The organism is Streptomyces sp. NPDC048288, assembly GCF_043201555.1.
Classification (GTDB): Bacteria; Actinomycetota; Actinomycetes; order Streptomycetales; family Streptomycetaceae; genus Streptomyces.
On sequence record NZ_JBICZD010000009.1, the window covers coordinates 186,264 to 202,641 of the forward strand.

General features: G+C 70.8%; 19 protein-coding genes and 5 tRNA genes. 7 read left to right on the forward strand and 17 right to left on the reverse strand.

All coding sequences use genetic code 11. From position 1 onward, the window contains the following. Positions 1–2: 2 nt before the first annotated feature. On the reverse strand, positions 3–1,688 hold the full coding sequence (locus tag ACGFZS_RS30915; protein ID WP_393797833.1) for a DAK2 domain-containing protein: 1,686 nt from the start codon (positions 1,686–1,688) through the stop codon (positions 3–5). Between the two features lie 260 nt (positions 1,689–1,948). Between ACGFZS_RS30915 and rpmB the strand changes: the two genes are divergently transcribed. Next, positions 1,949–2,134, forward strand: a complete 186-nt coding sequence (rpmB, locus tag ACGFZS_RS30920) for a 50S ribosomal protein L28 (protein ID WP_003993230.1) — start codon at positions 1,949–1,951, stop codon at positions 2,132–2,134. A gap of 164 nt (positions 2,135–2,298) precedes the next feature. Here rpmB and thiD read toward each other — a convergent pair whose 3' ends face one another. Together thiD and ACGFZS_RS30930 are read right to left on the reverse strand one after the other, a co-directional pair. Then, positions 2,299–3,144 (reverse strand): bifunctional hydroxymethylpyrimidine kinase/phosphomethylpyrimidine kinase, encoded by an 846-nt coding sequence (gene thiD / locus ACGFZS_RS30925; RefSeq protein ID WP_393797834.1) that lies wholly within the window; start codon positions 3,142–3,144, stop codon positions 2,299–2,301. After that, on the reverse strand, positions 3,141–4,106 hold the full coding sequence (locus tag ACGFZS_RS30930) for a thiamine-phosphate kinase (RefSeq protein ID WP_046733970.1): 966 nt from the start codon (positions 4,104–4,106) through the stop codon (positions 3,141–3,143). The genes thiD and ACGFZS_RS30930 overlap by 4 nt, the downstream gene beginning before the upstream one ends. A gap of 206 nt (positions 4,107–4,312) precedes the next feature. Between ACGFZS_RS30930 and ACGFZS_RS30935 the strand changes: the two genes are divergently transcribed. Together ACGFZS_RS30935 and ACGFZS_RS30940 are read left to right on the forward strand one after the other, a co-directional pair. After that, entirely contained in the window at positions 4,313–4,546 is a 234-nt protein-coding gene (locus ACGFZS_RS30935; protein ID WP_355714353.1) for an Lrp/AsnC ligand binding domain-containing protein, read from the forward strand. Positions 4,547–4,566: 20 nt separating this feature from the next. Further along, the gene (locus ACGFZS_RS30940; protein WP_393797835.1) at positions 4,567–5,055 is read left to right on the forward strand and encodes a DUF3515 domain-containing protein; all 489 of its coding nucleotides are present in this window, start codon (positions 4,567–4,569) and stop codon (positions 5,053–5,055) included. Between the two features lie 126 nt (positions 5,056–5,181). On the opposite strand, the gene ACGFZS_RS30945 is transcribed toward ACGFZS_RS30940, so the two are convergent. From ACGFZS_RS30945 to ACGFZS_RS30955, 3 genes are read right to left on the reverse strand one after another with little or no spacing between them, the layout of a single operon-like run. Further along, positions 5,182–6,339 (reverse strand): D-alanine--D-alanine ligase family protein, encoded by a 1,158-nt coding sequence (locus ACGFZS_RS30945; protein WP_393797836.1) that lies wholly within the window; start codon positions 6,337–6,339, stop codon positions 5,182–5,184. Positions 6,340–6,398: 59 nt separating this feature from the next. Beyond that, positions 6,399–7,409, reverse strand: a complete 1,011-nt coding sequence (locus tag ACGFZS_RS30950; protein ID WP_393797837.1) for an NAD(P)H-dependent glycerol-3-phosphate dehydrogenase — start codon at positions 7,407–7,409, stop codon at positions 6,399–6,401. Beyond that, positions 7,406–8,194, reverse strand: a complete 789-nt coding sequence (locus tag ACGFZS_RS30955) for a lysophospholipid acyltransferase family protein (protein WP_393797838.1) — start codon at positions 8,192–8,194, stop codon at positions 7,406–7,408. The genes ACGFZS_RS30950 and ACGFZS_RS30955 overlap by 4 nt, the downstream gene beginning before the upstream one ends. A gap of 155 nt (positions 8,195–8,349) precedes the next feature. Here ACGFZS_RS30955 and cofC point away from each other — a divergent pair, with 155 nt between their 5' ends. Continuing rightward, positions 8,350–8,988 (forward strand): 2-phospho-L-lactate guanylyltransferase, encoded by a 639-nt coding sequence (cofC, locus tag ACGFZS_RS30960; RefSeq protein WP_390977461.1) that lies wholly within the window; start codon positions 8,350–8,352, stop codon positions 8,986–8,988. A gap of 10 nt (positions 8,989–8,998) precedes the next feature. Next, positions 8,999–9,202, forward strand: a complete 204-nt coding sequence (locus tag ACGFZS_RS30965) for a hypothetical protein (protein ID WP_393797839.1) — start codon at positions 8,999–9,001, stop codon at positions 9,200–9,202. Between the two features lie 107 nt (positions 9,203–9,309). On the opposite strand, the gene ACGFZS_RS30970 is transcribed toward ACGFZS_RS30965, so the two are convergent. The 4 genes from ACGFZS_RS30970 to leuC form a co-directional block, all read right to left on the reverse strand. Further along, entirely contained in the window at positions 9,310–9,927 is a 618-nt protein-coding gene (locus ACGFZS_RS30970; protein ID WP_393797840.1) for an HU family DNA-binding protein, read from the reverse strand. A 140-nt stretch (positions 9,928–10,067) separates the two neighbouring features. After that, positions 10,068–10,298, reverse strand: coding sequence for a hypothetical protein (locus tag ACGFZS_RS30975; protein ID WP_355714330.1), 231 nt, complete (start codon positions 10,296–10,298; stop codon positions 10,068–10,070). Between the two features lie 286 nt (positions 10,299–10,584). Continuing rightward, on the reverse strand, positions 10,585–11,178 hold the full coding sequence (gene leuD, locus ACGFZS_RS30980; protein ID WP_393797841.1) for a 3-isopropylmalate dehydratase small subunit: 594 nt from the start codon (positions 11,176–11,178) through the stop codon (positions 10,585–10,587). A 6-nt stretch (positions 11,179–11,184) separates the two neighbouring features. Continuing rightward, positions 11,185–12,609 (reverse strand): 3-isopropylmalate dehydratase large subunit, encoded by a 1,425-nt coding sequence (leuC, locus tag ACGFZS_RS30985; protein WP_393797842.1) that lies wholly within the window; start codon positions 12,607–12,609, stop codon positions 11,185–11,187. A 205-nt stretch (positions 12,610–12,814) separates the two neighbouring features. On the opposite strand from leuC, the gene ndgR reads away from it, so the two are divergent. Continuing rightward, positions 12,815–13,531, forward strand: a complete 717-nt coding sequence (gene ndgR / locus ACGFZS_RS30990) for an IclR family transcriptional regulator NdgR (protein WP_089098541.1) — start codon at positions 12,815–12,817, stop codon at positions 13,529–13,531. Between the two features lie 243 nt (positions 13,532–13,774). Here the strand turns inward: ndgR and ACGFZS_RS30995 are convergent, their stop codons facing one another. Then, entirely contained in the window at positions 13,775–14,275 is a 501-nt protein-coding gene (locus tag ACGFZS_RS30995; protein ID WP_393797843.1) for a DUF4188 domain-containing protein, read from the reverse strand. A 90-nt stretch (positions 14,276–14,365) separates the two neighbouring features. On the opposite strand from ACGFZS_RS30995, the gene ACGFZS_RS31000 reads away from it, so the two are divergent. After that, positions 14,366–15,010 (forward strand): MerR family transcriptional regulator, encoded by a 645-nt coding sequence (locus tag ACGFZS_RS31000; protein WP_359221496.1) that lies wholly within the window; start codon positions 14,366–14,368, stop codon positions 15,008–15,010. 58 nt (positions 15,011–15,068) lie between these two features. On the opposite strand, the gene ACGFZS_RS31005 is transcribed toward ACGFZS_RS31000, so the two are convergent. The 6 genes from ACGFZS_RS31005 to ACGFZS_RS31030 form a co-directional block, all read right to left on the reverse strand. Continuing rightward, a tRNA-Glu gene (locus tag ACGFZS_RS31005) sits at positions 15,069–15,141 on the reverse strand. A gap of 43 nt (positions 15,142–15,184) precedes the next feature. After that, positions 15,185–15,256: transfer RNA gene (locus ACGFZS_RS31010), tRNA-Gln, on the reverse strand. A gap of 21 nt (positions 15,257–15,277) precedes the next feature. Beyond that, positions 15,278–15,350, reverse strand: a tRNA-Glu gene (locus ACGFZS_RS31015). A gap of 28 nt (positions 15,351–15,378) precedes the next feature. After that, a tRNA-Glu gene (locus ACGFZS_RS31020) sits at positions 15,379–15,451 on the reverse strand. Between the two features lie 21 nt (positions 15,452–15,472). Beyond that, positions 15,473–15,544 (reverse strand) — tRNA-Gln (locus ACGFZS_RS31025). Between the two features lie 91 nt (positions 15,545–15,635). After that, positions 15,636–16,367, reverse strand: coding sequence for an HAD family hydrolase (locus ACGFZS_RS31030; protein ID WP_393797844.1), 732 nt, complete (start codon positions 16,365–16,367; stop codon positions 15,636–15,638). Positions 16,368–16,378 lie beyond the last annotated feature (11 nt).

A 16,378-nucleotide genomic window follows, 5' to 3' on the forward strand; every position in this document is an offset into this window, starting at 1 on the left:
GTCTACTCGACGCCGATGAGGAGCGGGGCCTCCTGCCGGCCGCCGGCGTAGACCACCGTGTCGACGGCGAGGTACGCCTCGCGCACGCGTGCCTCCAGGCGCTCGGCGACGCCCTCGGGCGCCTCGTCGCCGAGGACGAGGGTGACCAGCTCGCCCCCGGCCTGGAGCATGCGGTCCAGGACGGTCTCGGCGGTGGCCGTCACGTCCGAGCCGATGACCGCGACGTCGCCGTCGATCAGGCCCAGCACGTCCCCGGCCTGGCAGATGCCGGCCATGGTCCAGGACTGCCGTTCCGCGACCACGACCTCGGCGTAGCGGGTGGCGCCCGCCGCCGAGGTCATCTGGACGACGTCCTCGTCGAAGCGGCGGTCCGGCAGGTGCACGGCGAGCGCGGCGATGCCCTGGACCGCCGAGCGGGTCGGGATGAGGGCGACCCGGATGCCGTCCGCGCGGACCTGCTCGGCCGCCGCGGCCGCCGTGTGCCGCAGGTCGGCGTCGTTGGGCAGCAGCACCACCTCGCGCGCGTGGGCCCGCCGTACGGCGTCCACCAGCTCCCCGCTGGCGGGCGGCTCCCCGGGGCGTGCGAGCACGGTGGTCGCGCCGGCCTCGGCGTACAGCGCGGCCAGCCCCTCCCCCGGTACGACGGCCACCACGGCCCGCTGCACCCGCTCGCGCGGCGGCCGCTCCCCGCCGGCGTGCGCGTCCCCGGCGCCGAAGTGGGTGATCCGGATCCGGTACGGCCGCCCGGCCTCGACGCCGGCCTCCACGGCGGCGCCGGCGTCGTCGACGTGCACGTGGACGTTCCACAGGCCGTCGCCGCCGACCACGACCAGGGAGTCGCCGAGGGCGTCGAGGCGGGCCCGCAGCCGGTCCACGGCGCCGTCCCCGGCCTCCAGGAGGTAGATGACCTCGAAGGCGGGTCCGGGGGCGGCCTCGGCGCAGGCGGCGGCCCGGGCGTCGGACACGGCGTCCACGGGCGCGGGGGCGGTCGGGACGGCCGCGTAGGCGTGCGGGTCGAAGGCCACCGCCTCCCCGGTGAACGCCTCCACCAGCGCCCCGAGCACCGCGACCAGGCCCCGGCCGCCGGCGTCGACCACCCCGGCCCGTTCCAGGGCGGCCAGCTGGCCGGGGGTCGCCGCGAGCGCCTTGCACGCGCCCTCGTAGGCGGCCCGGGCGATCGCCCCGCAGTCGCCCTCCGCCGTGTCGGCCGCGTCCGCGGCGGCCGCCGCGACCGACAGCACCGTGCCCTCGACGGGGTGGGCCACGGCCCGGCGCGCGGAGTCGGCGGCGTGCCGCAGGGCGAGCCGCAGCCCGTCGCCGTCGATGTGAGTCGCCTCACCCGGCGCCCCGCCCCCGGTGAGGACGTGGGCCATGCCGCGCAGCAGCTGGGCGAGGATCGTGCCGGAGTTGCCGCGCGCGCCTATGAGCGCGCCGTGCGCCATCGCGCGGACGGCGTCGGCGAGGGTCGGGATCTCCTCGCCCAGCTCGTAACCGGCGAAGACGGCCTCCACGGCGCCCGTGGCCGACTCCAGGGTCAGATACAGGTTCGTGCCGGTGTCGCCGTCGGCCACCGGGTAGACGTTGATCGCGTCGATCTCCTCGCGGGCCCGGCCGAGCGCGCCCAGCGACAGGCCGCACCAGGTGCGTACCGCCAGAGCATCGAAGAATGTCTGCGGCACCTGCGCCACCTGCGCCTCCTTGAGCTGGCCGGACGTGGGACGCAGCGTAGACCCCGAAGGGGTGTCCACCGGTAGTGGGCCGGGAGTCGGCCCCTGAGCTGCCATGCTAGTTTCGTCTAACCGACGCAGCCGTTGTATGCTGCTCCGGTTGCCCGATCTGATCGGGCCATTCCCCTGGCAACGCCACTCAAGATCTCTGGTCCTCAGGATCTCGATCCCGGCACGCCGGGATTCAACCGTAAGTGCATCTGAAGTCTTTGGAGTGACCCGTGGCTGCCAACTGCGACGTCTGCGGCAAGGGGCCGGGCTTCGGCAACAACATCTCGCACTCGCACCGCCGTACGTCCCGTCGCTGGAACCCGAACATCCAGCGTGTGCGTACCGTGGTCGGCGGGACGCCGAAGCGCGTGAACGCTTGCACCTCGTGCATCAAGGCCGGCAAGGTCTCGCGCTGACGCACTGTCGCTGAGCGCGCGGCCACCGCTGGTTCGCTGCACAGAGCCGGTCCACCGAGAGGTGGACCGGCTTTTTGCCGTACCCAGAATGCCGGGCCGGGTGCTCGCCTCCCGGCCGCCGGCCCGCTTCTTCGAGAAGGTGACGGAGAAGGCGGCGACCGACATCAGGCTGCGGGAGTACCCCTTCCGAGCCCCGCCCCGGCCGCCGCTCCGAGGGCCCAGCCGTGGTCCACGGGCCCGATCCCGGCGCCGAGCGCGAACCCGGCCGCGATCGCCCCGGTGACGTACTCCTTGGCCGCCGCCACCGCCTCCGGCACGGACCGCCCCTTCGCCAGCTGCGACGCGATCGCGGACGCGAGGGTGCAGCCCGTGCCGTGGGTGTGCCGGTTGTCGTGCCGGGGGGCGCGGAGCAGGTGTTCGTCCGTGCCGTCGGTGAGCAGGTCGACGGCTTCGCCGGGGAGGTGACCGCCCTTGATCAGCACCCATTGCGGTCCGTACGACAGGACGGCCGCCGCGGCCCGTCGTAGATCCGCCTCCGCCTCGACGTGTACGCCGGTGAGTTGGGCCACCTCGTCGAGGTTGGGGGTGGCGACGGTGGCGACCGGGAGCAGCTCGGTGCGGACCGAGTCCAGGGCGGAGGCGGCGAGCAGCGGGTCGCCGTGCTTGGAGACGCCGACCGGGTCCACCACCACGGGCGCGTCGGTCCCGGCGATCAACTCCGCGACCGCCTCGACGAGTTCTGCCGAGGCCAGCATCCCGGTCTTCACCGCGTCCACGCCGATGTCGTCGACCACGCTGCGGTACTGGGCGCGGACCGCCTCGACCGGGAGTTCCCAAGCGCCCTGCACGCCCCGGGAGTTCTGCGCGGTCACCGCGGTGATCACGCTCATGCCGTGCACGCCGAGCGCCAGCATCGTCTTCAGGTCCGCCTGGATCCCGGCGCCACCGCCGGAGTCGGAACCCGCGACGGTCAGCACACGCGGGACGCCCGGGACGCCCGGGACGCTCATGACTCGATGTCCCCGAAGTGGTCCCAGCCGCCCTTGCTGGTCCAGGGCGCCCCGTCGACCGTCACCTGGGGCAGCGCGGACGGGTTGAGGACCTCGCCGATGACCTTCCAGCGGGCCGGCAGCTTCACGTCCGGCGGGAAGGTGGCCACGATCGCGTGGTCCTCTCCCCCGGTCAGCACCCACTGGATGGGGTCGACGCCGACGGCCTGGCCGATGTCGTTCATCTGGGTCGGGACGTCGATCGCACCGGACCGGATGTCGATCCGCACCTTGCTGGCCTCGGCGATGTGCCCGAGGTCGGCGATCAGCCCGTCGCTGACGTCGCACATCGCGGTGGCGCCGAGTCCGGCGGCGGCCGGGCCCGCGTGGTACGGCGGCTCGGGGCGGCGGTGGGCCTCCACGAAGGCGCGCGGCGAGCGGAAGCCGCGGGAGAGCACCGCGTAGCCGGCCGCGGACCAGCCCAGCCAGCCCGTGACGGCCACCAGGTCGCCGGGCTGGGCGCCGGCCCGGGTGACCGGCTCCTGGTTGCGCAGATCGCCGAGCGCGGTGATCGACACCATGATCGTGTCGCCGCGGACCACGTCGCCGCCGACCACCGAGGCGCCGGCCACCTGGCACTCGTCGCGGATGCCGTCCATCAGCTCGCTGGGCCAGGTCACCGGGAGTTCGGCGGGCACGACCAGGCCGAGCAGCAGGGCGGTCGGCACGGCGCCCATGGCGGCGATGTCGGCGAGGTTCTGCGCGGCGGCCTTGCGGCCGACGTCGTAGGCGGTGGACCAGTCGCGGCGGAAGTGCCGGCCCTCAAGGAGGATGTCGGTGCTCGCCACGACCCGGCGGTCGGGCGCGGCGACCACCGCGGCGTCGTCGCCCGGGCCGACCCGGACCGCCGGAGTGGTGGTGAGACGGGAGGTGAGCTCCCTGATGAGCCCGAACTCACCTAGCTCACCAACAGTGCCCTTCATTGTGCTTGCGCCCCTTCTGTGCCTTGCCGTGCCCGCTCGCGCGTCATCGTCGTCCTGGATACGGTCGAGGTGACCGTCAACTTCTGTCGTGCCTGCACCCTGGCGCGCAAGCCCTGTCCTCGCAGGTCTCCCCGCGGTGAGCGGCGACGCGATACCGTGGCCGTTCCTTTTCCCCACATGATCCTCGTGGCCGCCCTGGAGGTTCCGTGGTACAGGCGTACATCCTGATCCAGACGGAGGTCGGCAAAGCGTCGACCGTCGCCGAGATCATCAGCAAGATCCCTGGAGTCCTCCAGGCCGAGGATGTGACAGGACCGTACGACGTCATCGTGCGCGCGCAAGCGGAGACGGTCGACGAACTCGGTCGGCTCGTGGTCGCGAAAGTCCAGCAAGTGGACGGCATCACGCGTACCCTGACCTGCCCGGTCGTCCATCTGTAGCCCCCGTCTACGCTTGGCCGGTGAACTTCTTCCGTCACCGGCCATTCGGTCTGCCCGCGTTCGCTCTGTTGTTGATCGCGGCCGCGGGCTGCTCATCAGCAGACGACGCTCCGTCGGTGGCGGTTCCCACTCCGGGCGCCGCGGTCACGAAGCTCTGCGATCGCCTTGACCAGGTGCTGCCGGCGAAGGTCGACAAGCTGGACCGACGCGATCCGGAACCGGCCTCTCCGCTGACCGCCGGGTGGGGCGGCGACCCGGCGATCATACTGCGGTGCGGTCTCGAGCGGCCTGCGAAGATGGCCGATCCGGAGGCCGACGGGGTCGAGGTGAACGGGGTGGGGTGGCTGCTGGAGCAGCGGTCCGACAAGTCGTTCCGGTTCACGACGACGTTGCGGAAGGCGTATGTCGAGGTGACGATCCCGGCGGGACGGACGGGGGACGGCATGGCGCCGCTGGTGAGCTTGGCGCCTGCCATCAAGGAAGCGGTGCCTGAGGGGATTGCCGACTAGGCACCGTAGCGGCTGAAGCAGTGCGTCGGGTGCGGGTTGTGCGTGGTTGCTCGCGCCCACGCGGCGGAGCCGCAAATCGAATACAGCCCCGCGCCCCTGGCGGGGCGCCTTCGGCTCGGGGGGTTTCTAGCGAAGCCCGGTTGAACGGTTCAGGGCTGCCTGGATCAGGCGGTCGATCAACTCGGAGTAGGCGATACCGCTCGCCTGCCACATCTGGGGGTACATCGAGATCGGCGTGAAGCCGGGCATGGTGTTGATCTCGTTGATGACGAAGTCGCCGTCGTCCGTGAGGAAGAAGTCCGCGCGGACCAGGCCCTCGCAGGACGCGGCCTCGAAGGAGTCCACCGCGAGCTTCTGGACCTCGGCGGTCTCCTCGGGGGTGAGGGGGGCCGGGACGATGCCGGGGGTGGAGTCGATGTACTTGGCGTCGAAGTCGTAGTACGCGTGCTCGGAGGGCGGCGGGATCTCGGCCGGGACCGAGGCGCGCGGGCCGTCCTCGAACTCCAGGACGCCGACCTCGATCTCCCGGCCCCGCAGCGCCGCCTCGACGAGGATCTTCGGGTCGTGGGCCTGGGCGGTGGCGATCGCCTCGTCCAGACCGGAGAGGTCGTCGACCTTGGTGATGCCGATCGACGAACCCGCGCGGGCGGGCTTCACGAACAGCGGCCAGCCGTGCTCGCCGGCGAAGTCGACGATCCGCTTGCGGGCGGCGGACTCGTCCCGCTGCCACTCGCGCGGGCGGATCACCAGGTACGGGCCGACCTTGAGCCCGAAGGTGGTGAACACCCGCTTCATGTACTCCTTGTCCTGGCCGACGGCCGAGGCGAGCACGCCCGAGCCGACGTAGGGGACGCCGGAGAGCTCCAGGAGGCCCTGCAGGGTGCCGTCCTCGCCGTAGGGGCCGTGCAGCATCGGGAAGACGACGTCGACCTCGCCGAGCGCCTTGGGCACCGAGCCGGGCTCGCTGTAGACGACCTCGCGGTTGGCCGGGTCGACGGGGAGCAGCACGCCGCCCTCGGTGGACTCGGCCAGGTCGCCGACCTCGGGCGTACGGCGGTCGGAGATCGCCATGCGTTCCGGTTCGTCGGCCGTGAGCACCCAGCGGCCTTCCCGGGTGATACCGATCGGCAGGACGTCGTACTTCGTCCGGTCGATGGCCGCGAGGACGGCGCCGGCGGTGACCATGGAGATCCCGTGCTCGGAGCTGCGACCGCCGAACACGACGGCCACACGCGGCTTACGAGCGGGCTGCTCAGGGCTCTGGGGGAGGTTCTCGGTGCTCATATCGCGTTGAGAGTACCCGGTGGTAGGGCCCCGAGACAGCGTCCGCCGTGCGGGTTCGCTCAGCGTCGCTCGGGCTTCGCGCTGCGCGACATCAGCTCCTTGAGGGCGACCACCGGCGGCTTGCCCTCGTGCACGATGTCGACGACCGTCTCGGTGATCGGCATCTCCACACCGTGCCGGCGGGCCAGATCGGCCACCGACTCGCAGGACTTGACGCCCTCGGCGGTCTGCCGGGTGACCGCGATGGTCTCCTCCAGGGTCATGCCCTTGCCGAGGTTGGTGCCGAAGGTGTGGTTGCGGGAGAGCGGCGAGGAGCAGGTGGCCACCAGGTCGCCGAGACCGGCGAGTCCGGAGAAGGTCAGCGGGTCGGCGCCGAGCGCGCTGCCCAGCCGCGCGGTCTCCGCCAGGCCGCGCGTGATGAGCGAACCCTTGGCGTTGTCGCCGAGCCCCATGCCGTCCGCGATGCCCACGGCGAGGCCGATGACGTTCTTCACGGCACCGCCCAGCTCGCAGCCGATCACGTCGGTCTCGGTGTACGGGCGGAAGTACGGGGTGTGGCAGGCGGCCTGGAGCCGCTGGGCGACCGTCTCGTCGGTGCAGGCGACCACGGCGGCGGCCGGCATCCGGGCGGCGATCTCACGGGCCAGGTTGGGCCCGGTGACCACGGCGATCCGGTCCTGGCCGACCTTGGCGACGTCCGCGATGACCTCGCTCATCCGCATGGTCGTACCGAGTTCGACGCCCTTCATGAGCGAGACCAGGACCGTGTGGGGCGCGAGCAGCGGCGCCCAGTCGGCGAGGTTGGCCCGCATGGTCTGGGAGGGCACCGACAGCACCGTGAAGTCGGCGTCGGCCGCGGCCTCGGCGGGGTCGGTCGTGGCCCGCAGGTTCTCGGGGAGTTCCACACCGGGCAGGTAGTCGGGGTTGGTACGGCCGGAGTTGATGGCCTCGGCCACCTCCGCGCGCCGCGCCCACAGGGTGACGTCGCACCCGGCGTCGGCGAGCACCATCCCGAAGGCCGTACCCCACGAACCCGCGCTGAAGACCGCCGCCTTGGCAGGCTTGCTCACTTGCCGCTCTCCTCTTCCAGACCGCTCTGAGACTCTTCCGGACCGCTCTGCGACGCACGCGTGCGGCGCCGCTGCTCGATCCGCACCTGGCGTGGATCGTAGGGGGTCTCGGGGGCCTTCTCGCCGCGGATCTCCTCCAGCTGGCGGGTGATGGCGGCCATGATGACCTCGGTCGCCTCCTTGAGGAGGTCCTGGGTCATCTCCTTGTCGTAGAAGCGGGTGAGGTCGACCGGCGGGCCGGCCAGCACGTGGTGCGTCTTGCGGGGCAGCACGCTGGGCTTCTTCGCGTACGGCGGCAGCAGTTCGTTGGCGCCCCACTGGGCGACGGGGATCACCGGGCACCTGGTCTGCAGGGCGACCCGGGCGGCACCGGTCTTGGCGGCCATGGGCCACTGGTCGGGGTCGCGGGTGATCGTTCCCTCGGGGTAGAAGGCGACGCACTCACCGCGCTCCACGGCGTCGATCGCGGCCCGGAAGGCGCTGAGCGCGTCGGTGGACTCGCGGTAGACGGGGATCTGGCCGGTGCCCCGCATGGCGGCGCCGACGAATCCCTTCTTGAAAAGCCCGCTCTTCGCCAGGAATCGCGGAACGCGGCCGGTGTTGTACTGATAGTGGGCGTAGGCGAAGGGGTCGATGTGGGAATTGTGGTTCACCGCGGTGATAAAACCGCCCTCGGCCGGAATGTTCTCCATTCCACGCCAGTCCCGCTTGATCAGAACCACCAGCGGAGGTTTGCAGAGCACCGCAGCGAAGCGGTACCAGAAGCCGATTCTCCGGCGGGGCACGCGGACACCTTCCTCTAGGACTTCTTCCCGGCCTGGGATCGGGAAGAAGTGTGGCCCCGGCCCGCCGGCCTGTCGAGAACACCGTACGCCTCGGTGTCGCGGCCACCCGGTGGGCCCGGGTGACAATGAGGCAACAAGGGAGGGACGGTACGACTGTGCAGTGGACCTTGGTCATCCCGCTCAAACCTCTGGCCCGTGCCAAGAGCAGGCTCGCGGACACCGCGGCGGACGGTGTGCGTCCGTCACTGGCCCTCGCCTTCGCCCAGGACACGGTGGCGGCGGCCCTGGCCTGCCAGTCGGTGAAGGATGTGGCAGTCGTCACGGACGACACGCTGGCCGGCCGCGAGCTGTCGGCGCTGGGGGCGCGCATCGTCCCGGACCCGCCGGGAAGCGGCCTGAACGCGGCGCTGCGGCACGGGGCGGCGGCCGTCCGGGCATCGCGACCGGAAAGCCCCGTGGCGGCCCTGAACGCCGATCTCCCGGCGCTGCGCCCCCTGGAATTGTCCCGGGTGCTCGACGCGGCCGCGGAATTCCCGCGCGCTTTTCTCCCGGACACCGCGGCAATCGGCACCACCTTGCTGGCGGCGACCCCCGGCCATGAATTGGCGCCCGCATTCGGACCGGATTCCCGCGCCCGCCACCGCGGCTCGGGCGCCGAGGAACTGCGCCTGGTCGGCGTGGACTCGGTCCGCCAGGACGTGGACACCGGCGCCGACCTGCGTGCCGCTCTGGCCCTGGGCGTGGGCCCGCGCACCGCCGCGGTGGCCGCCCGCCTGCTGATCCCGGACCAGTAGGCTGCCCTTCATGCAGGCGACCGCATACACGTACGACCCCGAGACCCGCAGCGGCCAGGTACTCCTCGACGACGGGACCCCGGTGCCGTTCGACGGCACCGCCTTCGACGCGGGCGGCCTGCGGCTGCTCAGGCCGGGGCAGCGGGTACGGATCGAGACGGAGGGGACCGGAGGAGATCTCCGGATCACCCTGGTGACTTTGCAGACGCTCTGAGGCGGGAGACCTGAGGCGGGAAACCACTTCTGCTGCCGGACACACCGCGGGCCGGACTCCCCGGGGGAGTCCGGCCCGTCGCGTGAGTAACCCGACGTCTCCGCAGCTCAGCGAGCGGCGGCCTTCTTGGCGACAGCCTTGCGGGCCGTCGACTTCTTGGCCGGCGCCTTCTTGGCGGTGACCTTCTTGGCCGGCGCCTTCTTCGCGGCCGCCTTCTTGGCCGTCGCCGTGGTCTTCTTGGCGGCCGTCTTCTTCGCCGTCGCCGTGGTCTTCTTCGCCGCGGCCGTGGTCTTCTTGGCGGTCACCTTCTTCGCCGTGACCTTCTTCGCGGTCACCTTCTTGGCGGTGGTCTTCTTCGCCGCCGCCTTCTTGACCGTCGCCGAAGCGCCGCCGGTCAGGCTGCCCTTGGGCGCCTTCTTGACTGCGACCTCGCCGCCGCGCGGCAGCTTCTTCGAGCCGCTCACCAGGTCCTTGAAGCCCTGGCCGGCCCGGAAGCGCGGCACGGAGGTCTTCTTGACCCGAACCCGCTCGCCCGTCTGGGGGTTGCGGGCGTAGCGGGCGGGGCGGTCCACCTTCTCGAAGGACCCGAAGCCGGTGACCGAGACCCGCTCACCTGCGACGACCGCGCGGACGATGGCGTCCAGGACATGGTCGACAGCCTCGGCGGCCTGCTGGCGGCCGCCCATCTTGTCGGCAATCGCTTCTACGAGCTGCGCCTTGTTCACGTCTTCCCCTTCGGAGACATCGCCAGAACGAATGTGTTCAAGCTTTTTCGCACGTTAGGCAGATATATACCGCAAATCAAACACGAAACGGGCTTATCACCCTTGTGCCGCAACGGACTCGGTCGGCTCGGGCGGTCCAGTCAGCGTTCCTCTTCGGGGATTCGACCCGCGTCGAGGTCCGCGTTGAACCGTTCGAGCCGCCGTGCCGCGTCGGCGACGTCGTGTTTGGCCGCGGCCGTAATGACCAGCAGCTTCCGGGTCAGCGCCATCCGTACGCCCTCCGGGACTTGCAGTGCGCGCACTTTTGTGTGCGCTTCCTTGAGTTGGCCCGCGACCGCCGCATAGAGCTGGAGTTGGCCGTCGTGTTCCATGCACAGATTGTGCCATCTGGGGCGAGTTGTCGCCTGCGCAGGGTGCAACTGCCGCCTCAAATGGCCTTCCGGGCACTTGCGGAAGCCACGGACACAGCACTCACGTACCCTCACAACATCCGTCCTAACGTGGGAAGTTGGCAAGAGCTGCGACAACGCGAGCGTCCGTTCGGGTGCAGACATGGCTGTACCCCCAATCGTGGCGATCGGGGGTACAGGCGGGGTGTCGCGGTGGCTGAAAACAGCCGTGTTCAGTTGTGTGGCGGCCCCCCTGGGGGTGGCCGGGTCAGACCTGGAGCGTCCGCGGCTTGTACGACGGCCGCTTGGCCTCGTACGCGGCGATGTCCGGCTCGCTCTGGAGGGTGATGGAGATGTCGTCCAGGCCGTTCAGCAGCCGCCAGCGGGAGTTCTCGTCCAGCTCGAAGGAGGCGGTGACGCCCTCGGCGCGCACCTCGCGGGCCTCCAGGTCGACGGTGATCTCGGCCTCGGGGTCGTTCTCGGAGAGCTCCTGCAGGGCCTCCACGATCTTCTGGTCCAGGACCACCGTGAGCAGGCCGTTCTTCAGCGAGTTGCCGCGGAAGATGTCGGCGAAGCGGGAGGAGATCACGGTCTTGAAGCCGTAGTTCTGCAGCGCCCAGACGGCGTGCTCACGGGAGGAGCCGGTGCCGAAGTCGGGGCCGGCGACCAGCACCGTGGCACCCTGCCGCTCGGGGCGGTTGAGGATGAAGTTCTCGTCCTTGCGCCAGGCCTCGAACAGACCGTCCTCGAAACCGTCCCGGGTCACCTTCTTGAGCCAGTGAGCAGGGATGATCTGGTCGGTGTCGACGTTGGAGCGGCGCAGCGGGACCGCCCGGCCGGTGTGCGTGGTGAATGCTTCCATGGCTGATCAGACTCCAGCGGGCGTACGGGCGTCGGACAGGTCGGCCGGGGAGGCCAGGTGGCCCAGGACGGCCGTGGCGGCCGCGACCTGCGGCGACACCAGGTGGGTACGCCCGCCCTTGCCCTGCCGGCCCTCGAAGTTGCGGTTGGAGGTGGACGCGGAGCGCTCACCCGGGGCCAGCTGGTCGGGGTTCATGCCGAGGCACATCGAGCAGCCCGCGTGCCGCCATTCGGCGCCGGCGTCCTTGAAGACGACGTCCAGGCCCTCGGAGACGGCCTGCAGACCGACCCGGGCGGAGCCGGGGACGACCAGCATCCGTACGCCGTCGGCGACTTTGCGGTCCTTGAGGATCTCCGCGGCGGCGCGCAGGTCCTCGATCCGCCCGTTGGTGCAGGAACCTACGAAGACGGTGTCCACGTTGATGGAGCGCAGCGGCTGGCCGGCCGCCAACCCCATGTACTCCAGGGCCTTTTCGGCGGCGAGACGCTCCGAAGCGTCTTCGTACGAAGCCGGGTCGGGGACGTCCGCCGAAAGCGGTGCGCCCTGGCCCGGGTTGGTGCCCCAGGTGACGAAGGGCGAGAGCGCGGCGGCGTCGATGTGCACCTCGGCGTCGAATTCGGCGTCCGCGTCGGTCTTCAGGGTCTTCCAGTACGCGACGGCGGCGTCCCAGTCCTCGCCCTCGGGGGCGTGGGCGCGGCCCTTGATGTACGCGAAGGTGGTCTCGTCGGGGGCGATCATGCCCGCGCGGGCACCGGCCTCGATCGACATGTTGCAGATGGTCATCCGGGCCTCCATCGAGAGCTTCTCGATGGCGGAGCCGCGGTACTCCAGGATGTAGCCCTGGCCGCCGCCGGTACCGATCTTGGCGATGATCGCCAGGATCAGGTCCTTGGCGGTGACGCCGTCGGGCAGCTCGCCGTCGACCGTGATGGCCATGGTCTTCGGGCGGGCCAGCGGCAGCGTCTGGGTGGCCAGCACGTGCTCCACCTGGGAGGTGCCGATACCGAACGCGAGGGCGCCGAAGGCACCGTGCGTGGAGGTGTGGGAGTCACCGCAGACGACGGTCGTACCGGGCTGCGTCAGACCCAGCTGCGGGCCGACGACGTGCACGACGCCCTGCTCGACGTCGCCCAGCGGGTGCAGACGCACCCCGAACTCGGCGCAGTTCTTGCGCAGCGTCTCCAGCTGGGCCCGGGAGACCGGGTCCGCGATGGGCTTGTCGATGTCGAGGGTCGGGGTGTTGTGGTCCTCGGTCGCGATGGTGAGGTCGAGGCGGCGCACCGGGCGGCCGTTCTGGCGCAGCCCGTCGAAGGCCTGCGGGCTGGTCACCTCGTGCAGCAGGTGCAGATCGATGAAGAGGAGGTCGGGCTCGCCCTCGGCGCGCCGGACGACGTGGTCGTCCCAGACCTTCTCCGCGAGTGTCCTACCCATCGCTTTCCCTCCGGCCGGCAGACGTGCACCGGCCCAACTAGAGATCTTGAGGAAGCGGCTGCCCGTGTTCCGGGCCCCTGAAGTCGTGGTTCCGGGCGTCCGCCGCCGGGCCCGTTGGTCCGCGGGCCACTGTGTGATTCCAGGGTGGCGCGTTCCACGGAAAATTGAACTTGCGTTTCACAGAGTGAGACGTGAGTATCGTTGCATGGACAACAGTAGCGGCGTCGGCGTGCTGGACAAGGCGGCCCTTGTCCTGAGCGCCCTGGAGTCCGGTCCGGCCACCCTCGCGGGTCTGGTCGGGGCCACCGGACTGGCACGACCCACGGCCCACCGGCTGGCCGTGGCTCTGGAACACCACCGCATGGTGGCACGCGACATGCAGGGCCGTTTCATTCTCGGCCCCCGACTCGCGGAACTGGCCGCGGCGGCCGGCGAGGACCGCCTGCTCGCGACGGCGGGCCCGGTGCTCACGCATCTGCGGGACATCACCGGCGAGAGCGCGCAGCTCTATCGCCGCCAGGGCGACATGCGGATCTGCGTGGCCGCCGCGGAACGCCTGTCCGGTCTTCGGGACACGGTGCCGGTCGGCTCCACGCTCACCATGAAGGCCGGTTCCTCGGCGCAGATCCTGATGGCCTGGGAGGAGCCCGAGCGTCTCCACCGCGGCCTCCAGGGCGCCCGCTTCACGGCGACGGCCCTGTCCGGCGTCCGCCGCCGCGGCTGGGCCCAGTCCATCGGCGAACGCGAGCCGGGCGTCGCGTCGGTGTCCGCGCCGGTGCGCGGCCCTTCCAACCGGGTGGTCGCCGCCGTCTCCGTCTCCGGCCCCATCGAGCGCCTCACGCGCCACCCCGGCCGCATGCACGCCCAGGCCGTCATCGACGCGGCAGCCCGCCTCTCCGAGGCCCTGCGCCGCACAGGCTGACAACCAGCCCCCCTCAAGGAGAGGCCGGCCTCAACGCCGCGGCAGGCCTCCCCCTACGGGAGCTGACCCACCCAGGGGCGCTGGGGGTACCCCCGGCCGAAGGCTGGGGGAGGAACTGCGCGACCAGCCACACGCTGCCCGCACCCGTCCACCACGCGAGGCCCCCACGGCGCAGAACCTGCCACCACAGGCCGTCAGCCGTCCGCGACGCCGTCGTGGCTGGTCGCGCAGTTCCCCGCGCCCCTACGGGGCGCTCCGGTGAGCGAACCTGTCCTTCGCGTACCGGCCCCGCTTCTCCACCGGCACCACCCCGCTCGCCGCCCCCAGCCCGAACTCGGGCATGTCGAAGTAGATCGACTCGTAGGCGCCCTCGGGTGCGACGTAGGTCTCGTGCCACAGGCCCACGTGCGCGTGCAGCTTCCCCGCCTTCTCCTTGCGGTTCACGGCGCCCCACACCTTGTGGTGGAGCAGCCCCACCTCGCTCGCGTACGCGTACAGCTTCTCCTTCGACTCCCAGTACTGGACGACGTAGTACGTGCGCGGCGAGGCCGTCAGCAGGATGCGTCCCAGCAGCCCCCGGCCGGGGTCCCGCGCCAGCTCGGCCAGCATGCGGAACATCGACAGCATGACCGGGAACCACTGGTGGACCGCCCAGAAGTGGTTGATGCGCATGCCGATCAGCAGGACCACCGCGTCGCCCTCGCGCGCCGCGGTGGTCCGCCCCGGAATCGGTTTGGCGAACATGACGGCACCACCCCCGGATCGGTCGGATAGCAGCACTATCCTTTGGTCGAGTGCTTGGATAGTGGCACTTGCCAAGGAGGGGCGCAAGACATGCGGCTTGCCCGGTTGAGCGAGCGCAGCGGGGTGTCCGCCGCGACGATCAAGTACTACCTGCGCGAAGGGCTGTTGCCGCCGGGCCGCCAGGTCAACGCCACGACCGCGGAGTACGACGAGGGGCATCTGCGGCGGCTGCGCCTGGTGCGGGCGATGATCCAGGTGGGCCGGATTCCCGTCGCGACGGTCCGCGAGGTGCTGGGCCATGTCGACGACGACTCGCTGGGCCGGACGATCCGGGTGGGCGCGGCCCTGTGGGCGCTGCCGCAGGTGCCGGAGCCGGACGAGGACGACGAGTGCGTGCGGGCCGCGCACCGGGAGGTGGCCGCGCTGCTGGACACCCTGGGCTGGGAGAACGCCAAGCAGCTCACGACCATCTCCCCCGCCTACCGCCAGCTGGTGGTGGCGGTGGCCGCGTTCCGCCGGCTCGGCTACGACTGGGACGCCGAACTCCTCGTATCGCGTGCGAAGTTGATGCATCAGGCGGCGATCGCCGATCTGGACTTCCTGGAGACGCATCCGACGGAGGAGGAGCGGGTGGAGGCGGCGGTGGCCAGCGCGGTGCTGGTGGAGCCGATGCTCCAGGCGCTGCACCGGCTGGCACAGGAGGAGGAGACGGCGCGGCGGTACGGCTTCGAGTAGGGCGCGCCCCGGAGGCCACGAGAAAGGCCCTCCGCCGAAGCGAAGGGCCTTCTGGAAGTACCCCCGACCGGATTCGAACCGGCGCTACCGCCTTGAGAGGGCGGCGTGCTAGGCCGCTACACAACGGGGGCGTGGACACTGCGTGCGCTTGATGTACAACGCCGCAGGTCCGAGCTGGTCTACCTGGACTCGAACCAAGACTAACTGAACCAGAATCAGTCGTGCTGCCAATTACACCATAGACCAATGATGGTTTAGACCAGTTCGTACCCCCGACCGGATTCGAACCGGCGCTACCGCCTTGAGAGGGCGGCGTGCTAGGCCGCTACACAACGGGGGCCCTAGCGATCATCCGTAGAAGATCTCCGTACCCCCGACCGGATTCGAACCGGCGCTACTGCCTTGAGAGGGCAGCGTGCTAGGCCGCTACACAACGGGGGCTTTGCAGATGAGCTCTGCGAGCTGGCCTACCTGGACTCGAACCAAGACTAACTGAACCAGAATCAGTCGTGCTGCCAATTACACCATAGGCCACTGGAACGCAAGCCCCTGAGGGGATCTTGTTCTAGTTTCGCTCCTCCGGTTCCGGCCTTTCGGCCCGCTCCCCGGCGGCGCAGGAAGAACATTACCTGAAGGTGGACGGGGCTCCAAAACGGGTATCCGCGCGGAGGATCGCGGGCAGTTCGGCGAGGGAGGCGATCCGGTGCGGCCCCGCCGGTGCGTCGGCACCGGTCACCGGCCCATGGCGGTCGATCCACACCGACAGCAGCCCGGCGTCGGCGGCACCACGCCCGTCGATCTCCGGATGGTCGCCGACGTACGCGACCTCGTGCGGGGCGAGTTCCAGCGCCTCGCAGGCCGCGAGGAAGGCGCCGGGCGCGGGCTTGGAGACGCCCAGTTCGGCGGCGCACAGGATGGCCTCGAAGCGGTCGTGCACCCCGAGGGCGCGCAGCTTGCGGTCCTGCACGTGGATGCTGGAGTTGGAGAGCACGGCGTGCCGGTGGCTGGCCGCGAGCGCGTCGAGGGCGGGCAGGACGTCCGGGAAGAGGGCCCAGGCGGCCTCGTAGTGCGTCAGATAGCGGCCGAACCAGGCCTCGGCCTCGGCGTCGCTCAGTTCCGCGTCCAGGAAGACCCGCACCCGGTCCCGCCGCTGCCCCTCGAAGCTCGCCTCGCCCGCCGAGAACCGGGCCCACTGCCGGTCGGTGATCTCCCGCCACCGCACCAGCGCCGCCTCCGCGCTCCCGTACGCCTGCAGCAGCCCCTCCGCCACCAGATGCGCCCGCATGCCCTCGCGGTCGGCACTGGTGTAGTCGAAGAGAGTGTCGTCCACGTCCCAGACCACGGCCCTGATCGTCATACCGCCGACGG